Here is a 22,404-nt window from a genome sequence, read left to right on the forward strand (position 1 = left end):
CGCTGGGAGGGTGACGATCTCGGGGCGGGTGGGTTCCTGGCTTCTGGTGGTCGCAGTCGGCGCGCTCGCGTCGCACCCCGCTGCGGCCTCGACGGCCGCGCCGAGCGACGCTGCAGGCGACGGACAGGTCAGCGTCGTCGCCGCCGCCCCCGACCGCGTCGACGACGCCGCCCGAGCGGCGGTCGCCGCGATGTCGCTGCGGGAACGCGCGGCATCCGTGGTCATGGGCCACATCCCCACCGCCGATCCGGCGCAGCTGCGGGAGTACATGACCGGCACCGCCATCGGCGGGTTCATCCTCATGGGGGCGAACGTCCCCGGCTCCGAGGCGGAGCTCCGCCGGTTGTCCGACGCGCTGACCATCGACCGGGCGCTGCCGGCGCTCCTCGCGATCGACCAGGAGGGCGGCGACGTGTCGCGGCTGCCGTGGGACGCCTTCCCGTCGGCGCTCACTCTCAAGGACGAACCGCCCGCGGCGGCGGGCACCGCGTTCGCCGGGCGAGGAGCGCTCGTGCTCCGTGCCGGGCTCGGGGTGAACTTCGGCGTCGTCGCCGATGAGACGGACGATCCGTCGTCGTTCATCTACCGACGCGCGCTCGGCACCGCACCCGGACCCGCGGGCGAGCGGGTCGCTGCAGCCGTCGCAGGAGAGTCCGAGTCGGTCGTCGTCTCGACGCTGAAGCACTTCCCGGGGCACGGCGCCGCGCCGGGGGACTCGCACCAGGGCATCCCGTCGACCGCGATGTCGAAGCAGCAGTGGCGCGAAGCAGACGCGGTGCCGTTCGTCGCAGGCATCGACGCCGGCGCCGGCATGCTGATGTTCGGACACCTCGCCTACACAGCGGTCGACCCGCGGCCGGCCAGCCTGTCGGCGGAGTGGCATCGCATCGCCCGCGAGGAGCTCGGGTTCACCGGCGTCGCGATCACCGATGACCTCGGCATGCTGCAGGCCTCGGGGGATCCGGCCTACGCGGATCCCGTCCGCAACGCGGTGGCCGCCGTCGCCGCGGGAAACGACATGGTGCTCGCCGTCATGTTCTCGGGTCCCGACACGGCGGCGCGGATCGTCGACGGCCTCGTCGCCGCAGTCGAGGCCGGCGATCTCAACGAAGCGCGACTCAGCGAGGCTGCGGAGCGCGTGACGGCTCTCCGATTGGCGCAGGCGGCCGCGGGCACTCCGTTCCAGCCGTGCGACGACTGCGCCGGGTGAGGGTCAGGCACCGAGGCCGATGACGGCCAGCATCCGTTCGCGAAGCGTCTGGGCCCGCTCTGCGAAGGCCCGCTGCCGGCGGACGTACTCGGCCTTGCCTGCGGCGGTCTCGATGCGCACCGGCTCGTACCCGTGGTCGGCGAGGTCGTACGGCGAAGCCTGCATGTCGAGCACGCGAATCTCGCTCGACAGCGCGAATGCGTCGAGCAGCACGTCGCCGGGGAGCAGCGGTCCGAGCTTCACCGCCCACTTGTAGAGATCCATGCCCGCGTGCAGGCATCCCGCCTGCTCCCGCTCGGGCTGCAGATCGCGCGTCAGCGGCTCACGGTTGAGGGGCACCGCTTCGGCCGTGAAGAAGCGGAACGCATCGAAATGCGTGCACTTCAGGTCGTGGGCTTCCACGACGGCGTCGGTGTCGGCCTGCCCAAGACGCAGGGGGATCGGATGCCGGTGCTCGCCCTGCCGGTAGACCATCGCCCACTCGTGGAGGCCGAAGCAGCCGAACTGCGGTGCGCGGTCGGCGGTGGCACGCAGGATTCGCTCCACGTTCCCGAGCAGCGTCGACCGCTCCGCGCTGAAGCCGTGCGTGTCGACGCGCAGCGACCGGTCGGCAGAGCCGGGCTGGTACCACCGCCACTGCGCGCGGTCGGTGGCGGCGGCATCCGCCAGTTCGACACCGGCACCCGGATGCCAGCGCGTGAGGAGCGACGGCTTGTACGAGTAGTAGGTGAACAGGAAATCCTCGACGGGATGCTTCTCGCCGCGCGCTGCGCGATCGCGGTGGCCGCTCGTCATCGAGAGCGCCCGCTCGATGTGCGCAGCCTCGAGCGCGCGCCAGTGCCCGGCCACGAGGAGCGTGGGCGGGGCGAGAGACGACGCGTGCACCGTTCGAGGATACGCGGGCGCCCTGGGCGCCGGCCGGGTCAGGGGGCCGCGGGCTCGATCAGCTCGGGGGAGTTGTTGCGCACATTGCCGACCGCCCGGGAGACCACGTGCTCGCTGAGTTCGTCGGCGAGAAGGGGAGCGGCGTCGATGGCTGCGTCGAGCACGTCGCGCACGTTGTCGGTCGTCGGATCGAGCCACGCGTCGGCGTGATCGGGATCGAGGAACAGAGGCATGCGGTCGTGGATGGAGCCGAGGTGGCCGATCGATTCGCGCGTGAGGATCGTGAAGCTCAGCACCCACTTCTGCGGGTCGTCGTCGGCCTTGGCCGGATCGCGCCACCACTCGTAGAGCCCGGCCATGAGCAGCGGCTCGTCGTCCGCGGGATGGATGTAATGCGGCACCTTCTCACCGTCGACCACGGTCCACTCGTAGTAGCCCGACGTCGGCACGACGGCGCGGCGCTTCTCGAGGGCACCGCGGAACATCGGCTTGTCTTCGAGCTCCTCCGAGCGGGCGTTGAAGGCGCGGGTGCCGATCTTCACGTCTTTGGCCCACGCGGGCACGAGACCCCAGCGCGCGGATTCGAGGCGACGGGTCGGCGGTTCGGTCTTGGCCGAATCGAGGACGATCGCCGCGCGGTCGGTCGGTGCAACGTTGAACGACGGCTCGGGGAGATCATCGCCCTCGACGTCGACGCGGAGAACGCCGACGAGCTCGGAGGCGACGCTTGCGACCACGAATCTCCCGCACATGCCGCACAGCCTACGCGCGGCCGCCGACATCGCGCCCACTCAGTCCTGGATGACGCCGACGCTCTCGAGACGCTCGAGGAGCGCTGCGCCGTCGTTGCCCGCGACCCACGGGACCGCCGCCCCGGCGTGGTCGCTGACGGCGGTGCGACCTCCGGCGAGCACGGCCTCGGTGGGCGACAGGCGCCGGATCGCGACGGCGGCGACGTTCGCCGGGTGCTCATCGGTGAACCGGGTGTAGATCTCGTCGTCATGCTGCCCGTCGTCGCCGATCAGCAGCCAGCGCACCTCGGGGAATTCCTCCGCGAGGCGGGTGAGGTTCGCCGTCTTGTGCGCCTTGCCGCTGCGGAACCAGCGGTCGTGCGTGGGGCCCCAATCGGTGAGCAGCATCGCGCCGGGAGGGAAGAGGTGGCGGCGCAGGAAGCGGGCGAGGGTCGGAGCGATGTTCCAGGCGCCGGTAGACAGGTACACCAGCGGCGCACCGGGATGCTCGCGCACGACGCGTTCGGTCAGCACCGCCATTCCGGGCACGGGCTGGCGGGCGTGCTCGTCGACGACGAACGAGTTCCACGCGGCGATGAGCGGGCGGGGGAGTGCGGTGACCATCACGGTGTCGTCCACGTCGGAGACGACGCCGAACCGCACGTCGGGGTGCACGATGAACGTGCGCGCCTCGATGGGGGCTCCACCCTCGACCGACATCTCGAACGTCTGCCAGCCCGCTTCGAGGTCGGCCGGGAGGACCGTGTCGATCACACCACCGCGATCGGCGACCACCTCGTAGGTCTTGCCGCTGATCGTCACCGACACCTGGGCGTAGCCGATGGGCACCGCGGCGAAGCTGCGCCACCCGCGCACGCCCGCGTAGTCGCCGGAACCCCGCGGGCGGATCGGCGGGACGATCATCACGCGTCCGAGCACGCGGACCCAGTCCGGGCGGCCGTAGCCGGGGAACGGCGTCACCGTGGGCGTCTGCCCGCGGCCTCGCGCGCGGCGCTCGCGCCACGCGTGCAGGCGGCGCTCGAGACGGGCGAACCAGTGCACCTTGGTGCTCGCCGGCGCGTGGGTCGTCTCGGGCATCCCCTCAGTCTTCCACGTCCTCCTGGACGACTCGTGCACCCGAGGTGTCGCCCTCGATCGTCATCACCGGGTGCGTGTGCTCGAAGTGACGTCGCTCCAGCCGGTGGATCACGAGCTTCACCACCCCGGCCAGCACGAGGAAGGCGACGATCGCCGCGACGAAGAGGTAACCCGCCGAGTGCAGCTGGTCGGCGAGCTCGCGGTACGTGCCTGCCGCGAGCGCGGCGACGGAGACGTACGCCGTCGACCAGACGACGCACGCCGGGATCGTCCACGCGAGGAAGCGCCGGTAGGAGACGTGGCTCATCCCGACGGTGAGCGGAACGAGCGAGTGCAGCACGGGGAGGAATCGCGACAGGAAGATGGCCGGTCCGCCGCGGCGCTGGAGATACCGCTCGGCACGCTCCCAGTTGTGCTCGCCGACGCGGCGCCCGAGGCGGGAGTGACGGATGCTCGGACCGAGCACGCGCCCGAGCCAGAACCCGATGCTCTCGCCGACGAGCGCGCCGATCACCACCGCGACGATGAGCACGATGGCCTCCACCGGACCGGCGACGGCGGTGCCGGCGACGATGACGATCGTGTCGCCCGGGACCACCAGTCCGACCAGCACGCTCGTCTCGAGCAAGATCGCGAGGCCCGCCAGCAGAGTCCGCACGATCGGGTCGACACTCTGCACGGTGTCGAGCAGCCACGTGAGGAACTCGTTCACCCTCCGAGCCTAGGACGCCGGAGCCGCCTCTAGCCTGGGAGTATGTCGGATCCGCGCGTCGCCGTCGCCCTGCCGCACTGGGTCGACCCGGCATCCGTCTTCTCAGCACTGTTCGCGGGCGAGGAGCACGCCTTCTGGCTGGACGCCGGACCCGACGCGCAGTCGGGCTGGAGCTGGATGGGAGCGGGGGCGCCCGACCCCACCGGGCCGGGCGCAGTCCGGCTGCACGGCGGTGCGCACGCGCTGCCGGGCGGGTTCGACGGGGGATGGGTCGGCTGGCTCGGGTACGAGCAGGCGGCGGCACGCGCCGGCGCCCCGATCGCGGAAGACCCGCACGACGTGCCGCAGCAGAGGTGGCTGCGGACGGCGACGTTCGTCGCCTTCGACCACGGCTCCGGGCGGGTCTGGACGATCGGCACCCCGGACGAGGCGGTGCGTCTCGCGGAGAGCGCGGGCTCGGCGCCTGCGCACGCTCTGCCGCGGGCACTCCCGTCACCGTCGGCCACGGCATCCGCTCGCCACACCGCCGACGAGTACGCGGGTCTCATCGCGCACTGCCGTGCCGCGATCCGCGAGGGCGACGCCTACCAGCTGTGCCTCACGACGCGCTTCGAGGTGCCGGGCGTCCACGACCCGCTCGCCGCCTATCTGCGACTGCGCGCCGCGACTCCCGCCCATCATGGCGGATTCATCCGCTCCGGAGAGTGGGCGCTGGCGAGCGCGAGCCCGGAGCGCTTCCTCGAGGTGGCGGAGGGGGTGGTGCGCACCCATCCGATCAAGGGCACGCGCCCGCGTGGTGCAGACGAGTCGACGGATGCCGCGCTCGCGCGCGAGCTACTCGCGAGCGAGAAGGAGCGCGCCGAGAACGTGATGATCGTCGACCTCATGCGCAACGACCTCTCGAAGGTGTGCCGCAGCGGGACGGTGAGCGTCGACCGGCTCCTCGAGGTCGAGTCGTACCCCGCGGTTCATCAGCTCGTCAGCGCGGTCTCCGGCAGCCTGCGCACGGGCGTGACGCTCGACGACCTGCTGGCGGCCGCGTTCCCGGCGGGATCGATGACCGGTGCGCCGAAGCTGTCGGCGATGACGATCCTGCACCGACTCGAAGCCTCCCCCCGCGGCGTCTTCGCCGGATGCTTCGGCTGGGTCGGCGACGGCGGCGCGCTCGACCTGGCGATGGTCATCCGCTCCGCCGTGGTGGGTCCGCAGTCCGCCCACGTCGGGGCGGGCGGCGGAATCACCTGGCACTCCGATCCCGGCGCGGAGGTCGCCGAAGTCGGGGTGAAGGCGCGCGGGCCGCTGGCGGCCCTCGGGGCGATGCTGCCGCCCGGCTGGTGAGTCGTCTGTCGGGTAACCTGGGAGTTCGCGCCCACGCGCAGTTCCGGCATCCCAGGATTGGTTCCTCCCCCGTGTCACAGACCTCGCACACCGACACCGACGCGCCGTCCGACGGCTACGACGCCTACGCCATCCAGCAGAAGTGGCAGCAGCGCTGGCTCGAGGCCGACCCGTTCCGTGCCGGCGGCAGCGAAGACACGCGCCCGCGCAAGTACGTCCTCGGCATGTTCCCGTACCCCTCCGGCGACCTGCACATGGGGCACGCCGAGAGCTACGCGTACGTCGACATCGTGGCCCGCTTCTGGCGTCACCGCGGCTACAACGTGCTGAACCCCATCGGCTGGGACTCGTTCGGCCTGCCCGCCGAGAACGCGGCGATCCAGCGCGGCGCCGACCCGCGCGAGTGGACTTACGCCAACATCGACCAGCACAAGAAGAGCTTCCGCGAGTACGGCTCCTCCTACGACTGGTCGCGCATCCTCCACACCAGCGACCCGGAGTACTACCGCTGGAACCAGTGGCTGTTCCAGCGCATGTACGAGCGCGACCTCGCCTACCGCAAGGAGAGCCCGGTCAACTGGTGCCCCAACGACCAGACGGTGCTCGCGAACGAGCAGGTCGTCGACGGGCGCTGCGAGCGCTGCGGCGCCGAGGTCGTGAAGAAGAAGCTGACCCAGTGGTACTTCAAGATCACGGACTACGCCGACCGCCTGCTCGACGACCTGAACCAGCTCGAGGGGTTCTGGCCGCAGAAGGTCATCCGGATGCAGCGCAACTGGATCGGCCGCTCGGTCGGCGCCGACATCGACTTCGAGATCGAGGGTCGCGACGAGAAGGTGACCGTGTTCTCGACGCGTCCCGACACTCTCCACGGCGCCACCTTCATGGTGGTCGCCCCCGACAGCGACCTGGCCGCCGAGCTCGCCGCCGGATCCTCCGCCGAGGTGCGCGCGCGGTTCCAGGACTACCTCGAGAGCGTGCAGCGCGAGACCGAGATCGAGCGCCAGGCCACCGATCGCCCGAAGACCGGCGTCTTCCTCGACCGGTTCGCGATCAACCCCATCAACGGCGAGCGTCTGCCCATCTGGGCCGCCGACTACGTTCTGGCCGACTACGGCCACGGCGCGGTCATGGCGGTGCCCGCCCACGACCAGCGCGACCTCGACTTCGCGCGCGCCTTCGACCTGCCCGTCAAGGTCGTCGTCGACACGACCGCGCCCATCACGGGCGCGATCCCGGTGATCGACCTCGATGAGAACGGCGACCCGATCCTGCCCGAGGGCGAGTCGCTCGACTCGATCGACCCGGCGAAGACCGGGATCGCGCTGACCGGCGAGGGGCGGATGATCCACTCCGGGTCGCTCGACGGGCTGAGCAAGCGCAACGCCATCGCCCGCATCATCGACGAGCTCGGCGCAGCCGGCACCGGTCGCGCCGCCAAGTCGTACCGCCTCCGTGACTGGCTGATCTCGCGTCAGCGCTTCTGGGGCACGCCGATCCCCATGATCCACACGCAGGACGGCCGCATCGTCCCGGTGCCCGAGGATCAGCTGCCCCTCCGTCTGCCCGACGCCGCAGGCCTCGACCTGAAGCCCAAGGGCACGTCGCCGCTCGGCGGCGCGACCGAGTGGATGCAGACGACAGACCCCGAGACGGGCGAGGCGGCGCTGCGCGACCCCGACACGATGGACACCTTCGTCGACAGTTCGTGGTACTTCCTGCGCTTCCTCGCGGCGAACGACGACACGCAGGCGTTCCCGACAGCGGAGGCCGACCGCTGGGCTCCGGTGGACTCGTACATCGGCGGCGTCGAGCACGCGATCCTGCATCTGCTCTACGCGCGCTTCATCACGAAGGTGCTGTTCGACCTCGGGCTGATCGACTTCACCGAGCCGTTCACGAGCCTCATCAACCAGGGCATGGTGCTCCTCGACGGCTCGAAGATGTCGAAGAGCAAGGGAAACCTCGTCGAGTTCGCCGCGAGCATGGTCGACCCGGGCGCCGACGCAGTGCGCACCGCGATCGCGTTCGCCGGTCCGGTCGAAGACGACATCAACTGGGAGGACGTCTCGACGACGGGGGCGCAGAAGTTCCTCGCCCGCGCCTGGCGCATCGCCTCCGATGTCACGAGCGAGACCGACGTCGTGTGGGCAGAGGGCGATGTCGCGCTGCGCCGCGTCACCCACCGGCTCCTCGCCGATGCGCCCGGGCTCATCGAGCACACGAAGTTCAACGTCGTCGTCGCCCGCCTCATGGAGCTCGTCAACGCGACGCGCAAGACCATCGACACCGGCGCCGGTCCCGCCGACCCCGCGGTGCGTGAGGCAGCCGAGGCGACCGCGATGATCCTCGACCTGTTCGCTCCGCACCTGGCGGAGGAGATGTGGGAGATCCTCGGCTACGACGGCTTCGTCGGGCTCGCCACGTGGCGCACCGCTGACCCCACCCTCCTCGTCGAGGACTCGGTCACCGCGGTCGTGCAGATCGACGGCAAGATGCGGGCGACCCTCGAGGTGCCCGCACGCATCGATGCCGCCGAGCTCGAGGCGCTCGCGCGCGCCGACGCCCGTGTGCAGCGCTCGCTCGGCGACCGCGAGATCACCCGCGCGATCGTGCGTGCCCCGAAGGTCGTCAGCTTCAGCACCCACTGAGCATCGACCCGTTCCTCCCCAGTGCGGGAGGAACGGGTGGTCTCCACACCACTCCCGCCCGCACGCGGGTGCGCCGCGGTGGGCTCCTAGCGTGGCCTGGTGACCGAGCCCGCCCGCGACCGCCGAGCTCGCGGACGGTTCGGAGTGGGGGTCGCCGTCGTCGTCGTGATCGTGGCGCTCGGCGTCACGGTGCTCGTCGGCGTGGTCCGCAGCGCGGGTACCCCCACGGAGACGGTGCCGCTCACCGGAGCGTCGACGGATGCGCCCGCGCTCGAGCCTGCCGAGGTCTACGTCCACGTGTCGGGTGCTGTGCGCCACCCCGGGCTCTACGTGCTCGACCAGGGCGCGCGCGTGGTCGACGCGATCGCCGCGGCAGGGGGATACGCCGACGGCGCCGACGGCGCCGCGGTGAACCTGGCGCGAGCGGTCGACGACGGCGAGCAGCTCCACGTGCCGATGCAGGGCGAGGATGCCGGTGCCTCCGGCGGTGGCGCCACGGGCGGTTCGGGTGTGGCCGGCGACGGACGTGTGAACCTCAACACCGCGGATGCCGCGGCGCTCGAGACGCTGCCGCGGATCGGCACCGCTCTCGCAGAGCGCATCCTCGCGTGGCGGGACGAGAACGGCCGTTTCACCAGCGTCGAGGACCTTCTCGCCGTGCCGGGCATCGGCGAGAAGATGCTCGAGTCGCTGCGCGACCTGGTGAGCGTCTGAGATGGCGGGCGCACGCGCCCTGCGGCTGGTGCCGGTGGCCGGCGCCGCCTGGATCGGCGCAGCACTCTCCGCGGCACCGGCTCTCGCGGCACCGGTGTCGTTCGCCGCGTGGTCGATCGTCGGCGCACTGCTCGTGGGCGCGGCAGCGCTGGGCCGTGGCAGGCGCTGCCGCCTGGCGCCCCTCGTGGGGGCGATCATCGCGCTCTGCGCCCTCGCCGCCGCCGCGTCGCACGTCGCCCTCGCCGAGCACGATCGCTCGCTCGCCGGCGTCGGCGACCTCGGCGGCGGGCGGGCGGTCACCGCGCTCGTCGAAGTGACGGGCAAGGTGGAGCGCACACCCACCGGGCTGAACTTCGATGCGGTGATGCTCGAGGTGCGGGCGGGATCGATCGGCCTGCGTGCCCGCACCCCGGCGGTCGTCCGGGTGACGCTCGACGACGTGTCCGGAGGCCGCCTCGACGTCGGCGCCGTCGCCGAGGCGCGCGGCACCCTGCGCGCGGCCGACGTCGGACGACGCGAGACCGTCGTGGTGACGGCTGCACGTGGCGTGGTGGTCATCCGTGAGCCTGGGGGAGCGGCAGCCGTCACCTCCGACCTGCGCCGCGGTCTGGTCCAGGCTTCGGCGGGTCTCCCCGGCGACGGCGCCGGACTGCTGCCCGGGCTCGCCGTGGGCGACACCTCGGCTGTTCCGTCCGACCTCGATGCGGCGATGAAGGCATCGTCGCTGTCGCATCTCACCGCGGTGTCGGGCGCGAACTGCGCGCTCGTCGTCGGCATCGCCTATGCGGTCGCCGCCGGGCTCGGGCTCGGCCGCCGCAGCCGCGTCGCCGCGGGAGTGGTGGTGCTCGGCGGCTTCGTGATGCTCGTCACCCCGGAGCCCAGCGTCGTCCGCGCCGCCGTGATGGCAGCGATCGCGATGGTGTCGCTCCTGCTCGGTCGCACCCCTGCCGGGGTGGCCACCCTGTCACTCGCGGTCGCGGGGTCGCTCGTCGTCGACCCATGGCTGGCCACCTCGCTCGGGTTCGCCCTGTCGGTCGCCGCAACCGCTTCACTGCTCGTGCTGGCGCGCCCGCTCGCCCGCGGCCTGGAGCGGGTGCTGCCGCGCGGGATCGCCCTGCTCCTCGCGGTGCCGATCGCGGCTCAGCTCGCCTGCGGGCCGCTGCTGATCCTCATCGAACCGGTCGTGCCCGCATACGGCGTGGTCGCGAACGTGCTCGCCGGACCCGCGGCGCCCGCGGTGACGGTGATCGGGCTCGCCGCGTGCCTCGCGGCGCCGTTCCCGCTCCTGCAGGCCGGACTCGTCGCGATCGCCTGGATGCCCGCAGCATGGATCGCCGCCACCGCGCGCCTGTTCGCGGCGCTCCCGGGGAGCGGCCTGGCATGGATCGACGGGGTGATCGGTGCCGCACTCCTCGCGACAATCGGCGCGGCGGTCGCCGTGCTGATGATCGGTCCCCGCGGCACGCGGCCGCAGAGAGTGGTGGGACGCATCTCCGCGGTGGTCGTCGCCGTAGCCGTGGGGCTCGTCGGCGGACAGTCCGCGCTGTCGTCGATCGCTGCGCCCCTGACGGTGCCGCAGGCGTGGGCGGTGCTCGCCTGCGACGTCGGACAGGGCGACGCGCTGCTGATGCGCTCGGCGGGTGCCGTCGCGCTCGTCGACACCGGGCCGGACGACGCTGCGCTGGCCCGGTGCCTCGCGCGGGCAGGCGTCTCGCGCATCGATCTCCTCGTCCTCACTCATTTCGACGCCGATCACGCCGGCGCGGCACCGTCGCTGACCGGACGAGTCGGCACGGTGCTCCACGGACCGACCGACGACGACGGCGTCCGGACGCTCGAACTCCTCGCCTCTGCCGGTGCCGCACCGGTGGAGGCGCACACCGGCATGACGGGTCATCTCGGTGAGGCGACGTGGACCGTGCTGTGGCCCGACGCCGGACTGCGCGCGTTCCCGCCCGGCAACGATGCCAGCGTGGTGCTCGACGTCCGCGGCGCAACGGTGCCGAGCATCCTCCTGCTCGGCGACCTGTCTGCGTCGCCGCAGCGGATGGTGCTGTCGTCGGGGCTGCTCGAGCCTCCGTACGCCGTCGTGAAGGTCGCGCACCACGGCAGCGCCGACCAGGCGATGGAGCTCTACCACGAGGCGGCGGCGGGCATCGCGGTGCTGAGCGTGGGCGCGGGCAACACCTACGGACACCCGCGCGACGAGGCACTGACCCTCCTCGGCGAGACATCGACGAAGATCGCCCGCACCGACCGGGAAGGCATGATCGGCGTCTGGCTCGAGGGCGGGGCGCTGCGCCTCTGGCGGGAGCGGGGCGGCGCCGTCGGCGGCCCTGGCTAGGCTGGGGGGATGCCGACACCCGCCCGCCGCCCCGCAGTCAAGAGCACGCGCAGCGCGATCCCGCAGCTCTCGTGGCGCGCGGCCCAGCCGGCGCCCGTCGTGCTCGTCTCGGGGCCTGAAGAGGTATGCGCCGAGCGCGCGATCGCCGGCGTCCGCGACTACCTCAAGGCCGAGGATGCGAGTCTCGAGGTGACCGATCTGCGCGCCGACGACTACGCGCCCGGCACCCTGCTCGCGGTCACGTCGCCGTCGCTCTTCGGCGAACCGCGGCTCGTGCGCGTCTCGGGGGTGGAGAAGTGCTCCGACGCCTTCCTCTCCGAAGCGGTGTCGTACCTCGCGGCTCCCCAGGACGGGGCCACCGTCGTCCTCCGCCACACCGGGGCGACGGTGCGCGGCAAGAAGCTGCTCGATGCGATCCGCGCAGGGGAGGGGAGCGGGGTCGAGATCGCCTGCCCCGCCGTCAAGCGCGACTCCGACCGCTTCGACTTCGCCGCGGGGGAGTTCCAGGACGCGAAGAAGCGCATCGCGCCCGCGGCGCTGCGCTCTCTCGTCTCGGCGTTCGCCGACGACCTCACCGAGCTGGCGGCAGCCTGCCGTCAGCTCATCTCCGACGTGCCGGGCGACATCACCGAGGAGGTCGTGCAGCGGTACTACGGCGGCCGCGTCGAGACCTCGGCGTTCGCCGTCGCCGATACCGCGATCGCGGGGCGCTACGGCGACGCGCTCATCGCGCTGCGGCACGCCCTGGCCTCGGGCGCAGACCCCGTGCCCCTCGTGGCGGCGGTGGCGATGAAGCTGCGCACCATGGCGCGCGTCGCCGGCAGCCGCGAGCCCGCGCGGGCACTCGCGTCGCGCCTCGGCATGAAGGACTGGCAGGTCGACCGCGCGCGACGTGATCTCACGGGGTGGAACGAGCAGTCGCTCGGGCTCGCGATCCAGGCGACGGCGCGCGCCGACGCCGAGGTGAAGGGCGGCTCGCGCGACTCGGTGTTCGCGCTCGAGCGCATGATCACCGTCATCGCGACGCGCGCACCGTACGGCGGCTGACCCGTCCAGCGCCGGCACCGCGAACGCGCGCCCGACCGCGACGCCCGCCCGGAAACGGCGAGCCCCGCCCGGTAACGGCGAGCCCCACCCGGTAACGGCGGAAGCCCGCCCCCGAGTGGGGGGCGGGCTTCCGAATCCTGCGGCGGCTGGGCCTCAGAGCGCGGCGACCTGCTTGGCGATGGCCGACTTGCGGTTCGCTGCCTGGTTCTTGTGGATGACGCCCTTGCTGACGGCCTTGTCGAGCTTCTTCGACGCCTTGTGCAGCGCCTTCTCGGCGGCGGCCTTGTCGCCGGCGGCGACGGCCTCGCGGGTGCGACGCACCTCGGTCTTCAGCTCGCTCTTGACGGCCTTGTTGCGCTCACGCGCCTTCTCGTTGGTCTTGTTGCGCTTGATCTGCGACTTGATGTTCGCCACGTGTCGACGTCTTTCGTTTCGATGGGAATCGGATTTGTTTACCGGGCGGCGAGAGAGGGGCGCGTTCCGGCGGTCGTGAGGGCGAACCCACACGCAAGCCAAACAAGGATTCTACCAGGTCTGATCGAGAGTCGTGATCGCGACGTTGAGGACCGCGTTGAACACCTCGGGCCGCATCGCTGTGACCAGGTGCGTGGTGCGGGGCACGACGATCAGCTCGGCGTGCGGCGCGACTCGGCGGAAGAGGCGCTCGTTCACCCGCAGCTGGTCGAACTGGCCGTTGACGAACCACAGCGGCACGTCGATGCGCCCGAGCGCGGCGAGCAGGTCGAGCACCGACAGACTGCGCAGCGCATCGTCCTGGGTGTCGAACGCGTACCCGCCTGCTCCGAAGTCCAGGCGCGTGTGCGGCGGCAGCGTCCCGTCGAGCACGCGGTCGGTGAGCCACATGCCGCGGTCGGGGAGCGAATCGAACCCGCGAGCGAGCATGCGGTACGTCGCGAGCCCGGCGCCTCGCGGGATCGCCGTGCACGACGCCGCGACGAACCCGGCGACGGGGGGCGGCGACTCCTGGCCGACGTAGGCGATCGACACGAGTCCGCCCATCGAGTGGCCCGCCAGCAGCACCGGGCCGCGGGAGGCGGCATCCCGCACCGCGCCGTCGATCGTCTCGAACACCGCATCGAGCGAGAACGGCTCGGCCATGCGCGAGCCGTGGCCGGGGAGGTCGACCGCGGTGACCCCGTTGCCGCGCTCGCGCAGGTACTCCACCTGCGCCCGCCACATCGTCGCGGACGTGCGGATGCCGTGCACGAGCACGACCTGGACGACCATCACCACACGCTAACGCGGGTCGCCTCCCGCCTAGCATGGCGACATGCCCGACATCGCCCCGCACATCTCGGCCATGCCCGGTTCGGGGGTGCGCCACATCCTCGAGCGCGCGCTCCGCCGCCCCGGCACGATCGTGCTCGCCGTCGGCGAACCGGCGGAGGTGGCCGGGACGCCGATCCGCGCAGCCGCGGCCGACGCCTGGAGCGCGGGGGCGATCCGCTACACGCCGAACGGCGGCATCCCCGAGCTCCGCGACGCCATCGTCCGCAAACTCGCACGGGAGAACGGCCTGATCGTCGACGAGGAGCAGGTCTGGGTCACCGTCGGTGCGACGCAGGCGCTGCACACGGCGATGGCCGTCACGCTGGCCCACGGCGACGAGGTGCTCGTCCCCGACCCCGGCTACACGACCTTCACGATGAACGCGCACATGCTCCAGGCGGTGCCGGTGCCGTACCCGCTGCGGCCGGAGCGCGGCTTCCAGCCCGACCTCGACGAGCTCGATGCGCTGGTCACCCCGCGCACGCGCGCGATCATCGTCAACACGCCGTCGAACCCGCTCGGCTCGACGTTCGACCGCGCGACGCTCGCCGGCATCCTCGATCTCGCCCGTCGGCACGACCTGTGGGTCATCAGCGACGAGGTCTACGAGCGGTTCACCTGGGGGAGTCCGCACGTCAGCCCGGCATCACTCGATGACGACGGTCGCGTGCTGTCGGTCTTCTCGCTGTCGAAGTCGCATGCCATGACGGGTGCGCGTGTCGGGTGGCTCGTGACGCCGCCGGGGTGGCGGCCCACCATGCTGCGCGTGCAGGAGGCGATGGTCAGCTGCGTCGACGAGCCGGCGCAGCGCGCAGCGGTCGCCGCGCTCGACGGCGACCAGCACGACGCCCGCGCGGCCGCCGACGGATATCGCGCGAACCTCAATGCGGCGACCGCCCTCCTGCGCGCCCGGGGCGTGCACCACCTCGAGCCGACCGGGGCGTTCTACCTCTGGATCGACGTCTCGCACGTCTCCGACGGCGATGTGCTCGCCTGGTGCGAGCGGTTCCTCGAGGAGGACGGTGTCGCCGTCGCGCCGGGTTCGGCATTCGGCGCATCGGGCGAGGGCTGGATCCGCGTGTGCGTCGCCACCGGGCAGGAGCTGCTGCTCGAGGGCCTGCGCCGCATCCCGGCGCCGGGGTGAGCGCGCGCGCCCGTCACACGGTGAAATCGCGCACAGGTCCGCACCCGTAGAATCGACTGCGACATGTCACCTCGCGCCCTGAAGCCTCTCGAGCCTGCCGCCACGCCGCCCGAGGCGATCCGCAACTTCTGCATCATCGCCCACATCGACCACGGCAAGTCGACGCTGGCCGACCGCATGCTGCAGATCACCGGCGTCGTCTCCGACCGCGACATGCGCGCGCAGTACCTCGACCGCATGGACATCGAGCGCGAGCGCGGCATCACGATCAAGTCGCAGGCCGTGCGCATGCCGTGGCAGACGGATGCCGGCACCTTCGCGCTGAACATGATCGACACCCCCGGCCACGTCGACTTCACCTACGAGGTCAGCCGCTCCCTCGCCGCCTGCGAGGGCGCGATCCTCCTCGTCGACGCGGCGCAGGGCATCGAGGCGCAGACGCTCGCCAACCTCTACCTGGCGCTCGAGAACGATCTGCAGATCATCCCGGTACTCAACAAGATCGACCTGCCCGCCGCCGACCCCGAGAAGTACGCGGCCGAACTCGCCAACCTCATCGGCGGGGATCCGGCCGACGTGCTGCGTGTGTCGGGCAAGACCGGCATGGGCGTCGAGACGCTGCTCGACCGGATCGTCGAGCAGATCCCCGCGCCGAAGGGCGACGCCGACGCACCGGCGCGCGCCATGATCTTCGACTCGGTGTACGACTCGTACCGCGGCGTCGTCACCTACGTGCGCATGGTCGACGGCAAGCTCGAGCCGCGCGAGCGCATCCAGATGATGTCGACGCGAGCGCAGCACGACCTGCTCGAGATCGGCGTGTCGAGCCCCGAGCCGGTCCCGACCCGCGGGCTCGGCGTGGGCGAGGTGGGCTACCTCATCACCGGCGTGAAGGACGTGCGCCAGTCCAAGGTCGGCGACACCATCACGAACCACCGCAAGCCCGCGACCGCCGCGCTCGCGGGGTACACCGATCCGAAGCCGATGGTGTTCTCGGGCATCTACCCGATTGACGGCAGCGACTACGGCGACCTGCGCGAGGCGCTCGACAAGCTCAAGCTCTCGGATGCCTCGCTGCAGTACGAGCCCGAGACCTCGGTGGCGCTCGGCTTCGGCTTCCGCTGCGGGTTCCTGGGCCTGCTGCACCTCGAGATCATCACCGAGCGCCTCTCGCGCGAGTTCGACCTCGACCTGATCACGACGGCGCCGTCGGTGACGTACGAGGTCACCACCGACACCGGCGAGTCGGTGACCGTAACCAACCCGAGCGAGTACCCCGACGGCCGCGTGGCCTCGGTGTCGGAGCCCGTCGTGAAGGTCGGCATCCTGCTTCCGAAGGACTACGTCGGCACGGTGATGGAGCTCTGCCAGCAGCGCCGCGGCACCCTCCTCGGCATGGACTACCTCAGTGAGGACCGTGTCGAGCTGCGCTACAACATGCCGCTCGGCGAGATCGTCTTCGACTTCTTCGATCACCTCAAGTCCAAGACGCAGGGCTACGCCAGCCTCGACTACGAACCGGCCGGCTCGCAGACCGCCGACCTCGTGAAGGTCGACATCCTGCTCCAGGGCGAGAAGGTCGATGCGTTCAGCTCGATCGTCCACCGCGACAAGGCGTACGCCTACGGCACGCTCATGACCGAGCGGCTGCGCAAGCTCATCCCGCGCCAGCAGTTCGAGGTGCCGATCCAGGCCGCGATCGGCGCCCGCATCATCGCCCGCGAGAACATCCGCGCGATCCGCAAGGACGTGCTCGCCAAGTGCTACGGCGGTGACATCACGCGCAAGCGCAAGCTGCTCGAGAAGCAGAAGGAGGGCAAGAAGCGCATGAAGATGGTCGGTCGCGTCGAGGTCCCCCAGGAGGCGTTCATCGCCGCGCTCTCGGGCGACGTCGAGGGCAAGGCCGCCAAGTAGGCTGTTCAGATGCGTCGAGGAACATTCCGGGACGACACCGTCGACTACGCCGCCGTCGGGGCGACGCAGGCGCCCGATCTCATGCAGTATCCGCCCGAGCGGAGCATCCCCGCCGAGCAGGCATGGCGCATCGGCAGCGGTGAGGCGCGCTTCCAGACCGCCGCGGAGGCCCTGATGTCGTGGGGTGCGCTGCGCGGAGCAGGGCTGGCGGTCGCCGACGTGCGTCCGGCGTCGGGTCCGATGTACTCCGGGGTGAGCTTCGACGCCGAGGGTCACCCCGTCGCCCCGAGCCGCTCCGAGGCCGACGTGCGCTACGACGCCGACGGCACCCCGTACGTGGGTGCGGGCACCACACTGCGCGTCGACGGGCGTGTCAAGGGGCTGAAGGCCGACGCCGAGCTCCGTGTGATCTTCGCGCTGGAAGAGCCGCGCCGCGTGGGCTTCGCCCTGGGCACCGTCGGCGAGTCGGTCGTGAGCGGCGAGGAGTCGTTCATGCTCGACTGGTACGACAACGACGAGGTGTGGTTCACCGTCCGCGCGTTCGACGCCCCCGCCTCGCTCGTGTACCGGATGATCCCCGCTCTCACGCGCAGGCGCCGCCGCGAGCTGTTCACCGGGTACCTGCGCGCGATCTCGCCGCTGTACACCACCCCCGCGTGAGGGCCTGATGGGCTCGGCGCTCCCGCTCGGCGACCCGGTCCCCGCCGACGGCTCACTTCCCGAGGGCACGGCGGTCGATCCGCACACCCCGTTCAGCGTGTACCTGCACGTGCCGTTCTGCCGCGTGCGGTGCGGGTACTGCGACTTCAACACGTACACCTCGTCGGAGCTGCGGGGTGCGCGACAGGACGAGTACGCCGACACGCTGCTGACCGAGATCGCCCTCGCCGCGCGCGTGCTCGACGGCGTCGGCGCCCCGCGACCGGCATCCACGGTCTTCTTCGGCGGAGGCACGCCGACACTCCTGCCTCCCGGAGATCTCGCCCGCATGCTCGACGGGGTCCACGCGACGTTCGGCCTCGAGCCCGGTGCCGAGGTCACCGTCGAGGCGAACCCCGACACCGTGACGGACGCCGTCGCCGACACGCTCGCGGCGGCCGGCGTGACGCGACTGTCGATCGGCATGCAGTCGGCAGTTCCGCATGTGCTCGCCGCCCTCGACCGCACGCACGAGCCCGCCAACGTGGCGACGGCAGTCGCCGCCGCGAGACGCGCGGGTCTCGACGTGAGCGTCGACCTCATCTACGGCGCACCGGGGGAGTCTCTGGCGGACTGGCGCGCATCCCTCGATGCGGCGACGGCGCTCGCACCCGACCACATCTCGGCCTACGCGCTCATCATCGAGGAGGGGACCAAGCTCGCCCGGCAGATCCGCCGCGGCGAGGTCCCGGCTCCCGACGACGATCTGCAGGCCGACATGTACGAGCTCGCCGACGAGCTCCTCGCCGCAGCCGGATTCTCCTGGTACGAGGTGTCGAACTGGGCGCGCACCGATGCCCAGCGCTCACGCCACAATCTGGCCTACTGGCGCGGATCGGACTGGTGGGGCTTCGGTCCGGGCGCCCACAGCCACGTCGCCGGCACGCGGTTCTGGAACGTCAAGCATCCGGCCGCCTACGCGCAGCGTCTCGCCGCCGGGGAGTCCCCGGCCGCCGGGCGCGAGGTTCCGGATGCCGCGGCGCTCGAGCTCGAGCGCATCCTGCTCGGCTCGCGGATCCGGGAGGGCCTTGTGATCGCCGACCTGCCGGCACCGGCGCGCACAGCGGTGGCCGGCCTCATCGCCGACGGTCTGGTCGAGGCGGGCCCAGCGCTTCGCGGGAGCCTCGTGCTCACCCGCCACGGGCGGCTCCTGGCGGATGCCGTCGTGCGCGCACTCACCGAGTGACGCGCCTCGCCGTCGTGGGGGAGGGCATCCGATAGAATTGGCACTCCGGTCATGTGAGTGCCAATCTCGGGACGAGGAGGCGTGGTGGTCAGCGAACGAGGACTGCAGGTGCTGCGGGCTATCGTCCAGGACTATGTCGACACGCGCGAGCCCGTCGGCAGCAAGGCGATCGTCGAGCGTCACGCCTTCGGCGTCTCGGCTGCCACGATCCGCAACGACATGGCCCAGCTCGAGGACGAAGAGCTGATCACGGCACCCCACACGTCGTCGGGCCGCGTCCCGACAGACAAGGGGTACCGCGTCTTCGTCGACCACCTCGCCGAACTCCGCCCGCTGAGCGCGGCCCAGCGGACCGCCATCTCGTCGTTCCTCGAAGGCCCCGGCGACCTCGACGACGTGATGGCGCGCACCGTGCGCGCACTCACGCGGCTCACCGGCCAGGTGGCGATCGTGCAGTACCCGTCGTTCGCCCGCGCGACGGTCACCCATGTCGAGCTCGTGCAGCTCGGCGGGGGACGGATGCTGGTCGTCGTCGTCACCGACACCGGACGGGTCTCGCAGCGCCTCGCGTTCGTGCGCGACGAGTTCGACGACGCCGACCTCGCCACCATGCGCGCATCGATCGCCACGCTGGTCGTCGCTCAGCCCGTGCAGAACGGAATGCAGCGCATCGCCGATCACCTCGCCGGCGACCGGCTCGCGCCGTCGCCGCGCGTGCAGGCTACCGACGAGATCGCCCGCCTCGTCGCCGAGGAGCTCGACGAGTTCCGCCAGGACAAGCTGGTGATGGCCGGCAGCGCCAACCTCGCTCGTCGCGAGGCGGACTTCCGCGGCAGCATCTATCCGCTCCTCGAGGCGATCGAGGAGCAGGTGACGCTGCTCCGGCTGATGGGCGAGATGGTGGCCGACGAGCAGGGCCTCGCGACCAGCATCGGTCGCGAGAACGAGCCGTTCGGCCTCGCCGAGGCGTCGATCGTGACGAGCGACTACGACGCGACCGGGTCGCGCGCCCGCGTGGGCGTGCTCGGCCCCACACGCATGGACTACCCCACCAATCTTGCGGCGGCACGTGCCGTCGCCCGCTACCTCACGCGCCTGCTCGAAGAAGACGAGAGCAGCCGCTGACGCGGAACGAACACCACGACCCCGCGGCGCGCCGCGGGCAGGAAGGCGAAAGTGGCTGACCACTACGAGGTCCTCGGCGTCTCGCGCGAAGCGACCACCGACGAGATCAAGAAGGCGTACCGTCGCCTCGCGCGGGAGCTGCACCCCGATGTGAACCCCGGCGAGGAGGCATCCGAGCGCTTCAAGCTCGTGACCCACGCGTACGACGTGCTGAGCAACCCCGATCAGCGCGCCCGCTACGACATGGGCGGCGACAACGCGTTCGGCGGCGGCGGCGCAGCCGGATTCGGCGGGTTCGGCGACATCTTCGAGACGTTCTTCGGCGCCGGCGGCGGTGCCCGCGGCGGGCGTCCGCGCTCCCGGCGCGAGCGCGGTCAGGACGCCCTGGTGCGGGTCACCCTGGACCTCGGCGACGTCGTCTTCGGCGCCCACCGCGACATCGAGGTCGACACCGCGGTGCTCTGCGAGACGTGCGAGGGCTCCTGCTGCCAGCCGGGCACCCAGCCGGTGCGGTGCGACATCTGCCAGGGCAGCGGCCACGTGCAGCGTCAGGTGCGCAGTCTCCTCGGCAACGTCGTGACCAGCGCCCCGTGCAACATCTGCCAGGGCTACGGGACGACGATCCCGTACCCGTGCGGCACCTGCCAGGGACAGGGCCGCGTGCGCGCCCGGCGCACCGTGTCGCTCGACATCCCCGGTGGCGTCGAGACGGGCCTGCGGCTGCAGCTGCCCGGATCGGGCGAGGTCGGGCCCGCGGGCGGCCCCAACGGCGACCTGTACGTCGAGGTGACCGTGACGAACCACGACGTCTTCAGCCGTGACGGCGATGATCTCCTGGCGACACTCGAGGTCTCGATGCCCGACGCCATCCTCGGCGCGAACACCACGATCGAGTCGCTCGACGGTCCGGTCGACCTCGAGGTGCGCGCGGGCGTGCAGTCGGGCGACGTGCTCACGATCAAGGGGCGCGGCATCACGCCGCTGCGCGGCACCCAGCGCGGAGACCTGCGCGTCGGCGTCCACGTCGTGACCCCGACCCGGCTCGACCACAAGGAACGGGCGCTCATCGAGGACTTCGCCGCGCGCACGAAGGCACCCGCGCCCCGCCTGGCCGAGTTCCACCAGGGCCTGTTCGCCAAGCTGCGCGACCGCTTCCGCAACGGCTGAGCCATGGCGCTGCACTTCCTGCTCGAAGGACCGCTGACCGCCGAGGCCGGCGACGAGGTCGTGCTCACCGGCGCCGAGGCGCACCATGCGGCGACGGTGCGGCGCGTCCGCGCCGGCGAAGCAGTGACGGTGGGCGACGGTGCAGGCGTCTGGCTCACCGGCGAGGTCGCCTCGGTCGCGGCGCGCGAAGTGGTGGTGGTGATCGCTGCGCGTCGCACCGATCCGCAGCCGTCCCCCCGCGTCGTGCTGGTGCAGGCGCTGGCGAAGGGCGACCGCGACGAGCTGGCGATCCAGGCCGCGACCGAGCTCGGCGTCGATGCGATCATCCCGTGGCAGGCGTCCCGGAGCGTCTCGCGCTGGGACTCGGCGAAGGCCGAGAAGGGGCGGGCCCGCTGGGCCACGATCGTGCGCGAGGCTGCGAAGCAGGCCCATCGCTCGTGGGTTCCCGAGATCGGCGAGCTCACGACCACCCGCGCCCTCGCGGCGCTGGCATCCACCGCGCGAGTCCTCCTCCTCGAACCGACCGCCGACACGCCGCTCACCGGACTCGACCTGGCCGCCGGCGACGGCGACCTCGTGTTCGTCGTGGGCCCGGAGGGCGGGTTCGCCCCGGAGGAGCTGGCAGCGCTCACGGCTGCCGGTGCGACCGCGGTGCGCCTCGGCGCGACCGTGCTGCGCACCTCGACCGCCGGGCCGGCCGCACTGTCGGTCGTCAACGCCGCACTCGGCCGCTGGTGACCGACCGGTCCGCGCACCGCCCTGCTGGCTAGACTGAATCCATGAGCGAGCCCAGCGTGTTCACGCGCATCCTGAACGGCGAGATCCCCGCCGAGGTCGTCGCCGAGACCGAGAACGCGGTGGCCATCAAGGACATCGCGCCGCAGGCTCCGGTCCACGTCGTCGTCTTCCCGCGCGACGCGACGTACCGCGACGTCGTGGAGCTCGCAGCCGGTGATCCGGCTCTCCTCACCGAGATCGTCGGCCTCGCGAACTCGGTGGCCGCAGACCTCTCCGACGGTGATTTCCGTCTCGTGTTCAACCGCGGCGCCGGCGCCGGCCAGACGGTGTTCCACGTTCACGCCCATGTGCTGGCCGGCGGACTGAAGGAGTCGAGCCTCGGTGGCTGACGAACCCACGATCGAACGCGTG

General features: G+C 71.6%; 20 protein-coding genes. 14 read left to right on the forward strand and 6 right to left on the reverse strand.

Translation table 11 applies throughout. The features are described 5' to 3' along the window. Nucleotides 1–10: 10 nt before the first annotated feature. Nucleotides 11–1,210 carry a glycoside hydrolase family 3 N-terminal domain-containing protein gene (locus JOD63_RS06235; protein WP_045274059.1) on the forward strand — a complete coding sequence of 400 codons (1,200 nt, stop codon included), beginning with the start codon at nt 11–13 and terminating at the stop codon, nt 1,208–1,210. Between the two features lie 3 nt (nt 1,211–1,213). On the opposite strand, the gene JOD63_RS06240 is transcribed toward JOD63_RS06235, so the two are convergent. The 4 genes from JOD63_RS06240 to JOD63_RS06255 are packed head-to-tail and all read right to left on the reverse strand — an operon-like array spanning nt 1,214 to nt 4,636. Next, nucleotides 1,214–2,095 carry a 3-methyladenine DNA glycosylase gene (locus tag JOD63_RS06240; protein WP_407664974.1) on the reverse strand — a complete coding sequence of 294 codons (882 nt, stop codon included), beginning with the start codon at nt 2,093–2,095 and terminating at the stop codon, nt 1,214–1,216. Nucleotides 2,096–2,133: 38 nt separating this feature from the next. Next, entirely contained in the window at nt 2,134–2,847 is a 714-nt protein-coding gene (locus JOD63_RS06245) for an SOS response-associated peptidase (protein WP_045274060.1), read from the reverse strand. Nucleotides 2,848–2,886: 39 nt separating this feature from the next. Beyond that, nucleotides 2,887–3,924, reverse strand: coding sequence for an App1 family protein (locus tag JOD63_RS06250; protein WP_045274061.1), 1,038 nt, complete (start codon nt 3,922–3,924; stop codon nt 2,887–2,889). Between the two features lie 4 nt (nt 3,925–3,928). After that, a complete protein-coding gene (locus tag JOD63_RS06255; protein WP_045274062.1) occupies nt 3,929–4,636 on the reverse strand; it encodes a DedA family protein in 708 nt (235 codons plus the stop codon). A 42-nt stretch (nt 4,637–4,678) separates the two neighbouring features. Here JOD63_RS06255 and JOD63_RS06260 point away from each other — a divergent pair, with 42 nt between their 5' ends. From JOD63_RS06260 to holA, 5 genes are all read left to right on the forward strand, one after another. Next, nucleotides 4,679–5,974 (forward strand): anthranilate synthase component I family protein, encoded by a 1,296-nt coding sequence (locus JOD63_RS06260; protein WP_045274063.1) that lies wholly within the window; start codon nt 4,679–4,681, stop codon nt 5,972–5,974. 71 nt (nt 5,975–6,045) lie between these two features. Beyond that, nucleotides 6,046–8,625, forward strand: coding sequence for a leucine--tRNA ligase (gene leuS / locus JOD63_RS06265; RefSeq protein ID WP_045274064.1), 2,580 nt, complete (start codon nt 6,046–6,048; stop codon nt 8,623–8,625). A gap of 99 nt (nt 8,626–8,724) precedes the next feature. After that, nucleotides 8,725–9,339: a ComEA family DNA-binding protein gene (locus JOD63_RS06270; protein WP_045274065.1), complete on the forward strand. Its 615-nt coding sequence runs from the start codon at nt 8,725–8,727 to the stop codon at nt 9,337–9,339. 1 nt (nt 9,340) lies between these two features. After that, nucleotides 9,341–11,683 (forward strand): ComEC/Rec2 family competence protein, encoded by a 2,343-nt coding sequence (locus tag JOD63_RS06275; protein ID WP_045274066.1) that lies wholly within the window; start codon nt 9,341–9,343, stop codon nt 11,681–11,683. A 9-nt stretch (nt 11,684–11,692) separates the two neighbouring features. Then, nucleotides 11,693–12,730 carry a DNA polymerase III subunit delta gene (gene holA, locus JOD63_RS06280; RefSeq protein ID WP_045274067.1) on the forward strand — a complete coding sequence of 346 codons (1,038 nt, stop codon included), beginning with the start codon at nt 11,693–11,695 and terminating at the stop codon, nt 12,728–12,730. Nucleotides 12,731–12,883: 153 nt separating this feature from the next. Here the strand turns inward: holA and rpsT are convergent, their stop codons facing one another. Next, nucleotides 12,884–13,144 (reverse strand): 30S ribosomal protein S20, encoded by a 261-nt coding sequence (rpsT, locus tag JOD63_RS06285; RefSeq protein ID WP_045276771.1) that lies wholly within the window; start codon nt 13,142–13,144, stop codon nt 12,884–12,886. A 111-nt stretch (nt 13,145–13,255) separates the two neighbouring features. Beyond that, nucleotides 13,256–13,978, reverse strand: a complete 723-nt coding sequence (locus JOD63_RS06290) for an alpha/beta fold hydrolase (RefSeq protein ID WP_045276772.1) — start codon at nt 13,976–13,978, stop codon at nt 13,256–13,258. 43 nt (nt 13,979–14,021) lie between these two features. Here JOD63_RS06290 and JOD63_RS06295 point away from each other — a divergent pair, with 43 nt between their 5' ends. The 8 genes from JOD63_RS06295 (at nt 14,022) to JOD63_RS06330 (ending at nt 22,382) form a co-directional block, all read left to right on the forward strand. Next, nucleotides 14,022–15,164 carry a pyridoxal phosphate-dependent aminotransferase gene (locus JOD63_RS06295; protein ID WP_045276773.1) on the forward strand — a complete coding sequence of 381 codons (1,143 nt, stop codon included), beginning with the start codon at nt 14,022–14,024 and terminating at the stop codon, nt 15,162–15,164. Between the two features lie 63 nt (nt 15,165–15,227). Further along, nucleotides 15,228–17,078, forward strand: coding sequence for a translation elongation factor 4 (lepA, locus tag JOD63_RS06300; protein WP_045276774.1), 1,851 nt, complete (start codon nt 15,228–15,230; stop codon nt 17,076–17,078). A 9-nt stretch (nt 17,079–17,087) separates the two neighbouring features. After that, nucleotides 17,088–17,738 (forward strand): DUF1990 family protein, encoded by a 651-nt coding sequence (locus JOD63_RS06305; protein ID WP_045276775.1) that lies wholly within the window; start codon nt 17,088–17,090, stop codon nt 17,736–17,738. Between the two features lie 7 nt (nt 17,739–17,745). Then, nucleotides 17,746–18,963 carry a radical SAM family heme chaperone HemW gene (gene hemW, locus JOD63_RS06310; protein ID WP_045276776.1) on the forward strand — a complete coding sequence of 406 codons (1,218 nt, stop codon included), beginning with the start codon at nt 17,746–17,748 and terminating at the stop codon, nt 18,961–18,963. An 84-nt stretch (nt 18,964–19,047) separates the two neighbouring features. After that, nucleotides 19,048–20,088, forward strand: coding sequence for a heat-inducible transcriptional repressor HrcA (gene hrcA / locus JOD63_RS06315; RefSeq protein WP_045276777.1), 1,041 nt, complete (start codon nt 19,048–19,050; stop codon nt 20,086–20,088). Between the two features lie 51 nt (nt 20,089–20,139). Further along, a complete protein-coding gene (gene dnaJ / locus JOD63_RS06320; RefSeq protein WP_211088064.1) occupies nt 20,140–21,255 on the forward strand; it encodes a molecular chaperone DnaJ in 1,116 nt (371 codons plus the stop codon). 3 nt (nt 21,256–21,258) lie between these two features. Further along, on the forward strand, nt 21,259–21,993 hold the full coding sequence (locus JOD63_RS06325; protein WP_045276779.1) for a 16S rRNA (uracil(1498)-N(3))-methyltransferase: 735 nt from the start codon (nt 21,259–21,261) through the stop codon (nt 21,991–21,993). A gap of 41 nt (nt 21,994–22,034) precedes the next feature. Next, nucleotides 22,035–22,382 carry an HIT domain-containing protein gene (locus JOD63_RS06330; RefSeq protein WP_045276780.1) on the forward strand — a complete coding sequence of 116 codons (348 nt, stop codon included), beginning with the start codon at nt 22,035–22,037 and terminating at the stop codon, nt 22,380–22,382. The last annotated feature ends 22 nt before the right edge of the window (nt 22,383–22,404 follow it).

Source organism: Microbacterium terrae, from assembly GCF_017831975.1.
Lineage (GTDB): Bacteria > Actinomycetota > Actinomycetes > Actinomycetales > Microbacteriaceae > Microbacterium > Microbacterium terrae.

Excerpts from the sequence above, each read along its gene's own strand:
- JOD63_RS06325 (WP_045276779.1), top strand. The coding sequence starts at position 21,259 with ATGGCGCTGCACTTCCTGCTCGAAGGACCGCTGACCGCCGAGGCCGGC.
- holA (WP_045274067.1), top strand. The coding sequence starts at position 11,693 with ATGCCGACACCCGCCCGCCGCCCCGCAGTCAAGAGCACGCGCAGCGCG.
- hemW (WP_045276776.1), top strand. The coding sequence starts at position 17,746 with ATGGGCTCGGCGCTCCCGCTCGGCGACCCGGTCCCCGCCGACGGCTCA.
- JOD63_RS06275 (WP_045274066.1), top strand. The coding sequence starts at position 9,341 with ATGGCGGGCGCACGCGCCCTGCGGCTGGTGCCGGTGGCCGGCGCCGCC.
- JOD63_RS06305 (WP_045276775.1), top strand. The coding sequence starts at position 17,088 with ATGCGTCGAGGAACATTCCGGGACGACACCGTCGACTACGCCGCCGTC.
- JOD63_RS06260 (WP_045274063.1), top strand. The coding sequence starts at position 4,679 with ATGTCGGATCCGCGCGTCGCCGTCGCCCTGCCGCACTGGGTCGACCCG.
- lepA (WP_045276774.1), top strand. The coding sequence starts at position 15,228 with ATGTCACCTCGCGCCCTGAAGCCTCTCGAGCCTGCCGCCACGCCGCCC.
- JOD63_RS06295 (WP_045276773.1), top strand. The coding sequence starts at position 14,022 with ATGCCCGACATCGCCCCGCACATCTCGGCCATGCCCGGTTCGGGGGTG.
- JOD63_RS06245 (WP_045274060.1), bottom strand. The coding sequence starts at position 2,847 with ATGTGCGGGAGATTCGTGGTCGCAAGCGTCGCCTCCGAGCTCGTCGGC.
- JOD63_RS06330 (WP_045276780.1), top strand. The coding sequence starts at position 22,035 with ATGAGCGAGCCCAGCGTGTTCACGCGCATCCTGAACGGCGAGATCCCC.
- JOD63_RS06290 (WP_045276772.1), bottom strand. The coding sequence starts at position 13,978 with ATGGTCGTCCAGGTCGTGCTCGTGCACGGCATCCGCACGTCCGCGACG.
- JOD63_RS06250 (WP_045274061.1), bottom strand. The coding sequence starts at position 3,924 with ATGCCCGAGACGACCCACGCGCCGGCGAGCACCAAGGTGCACTGGTTC.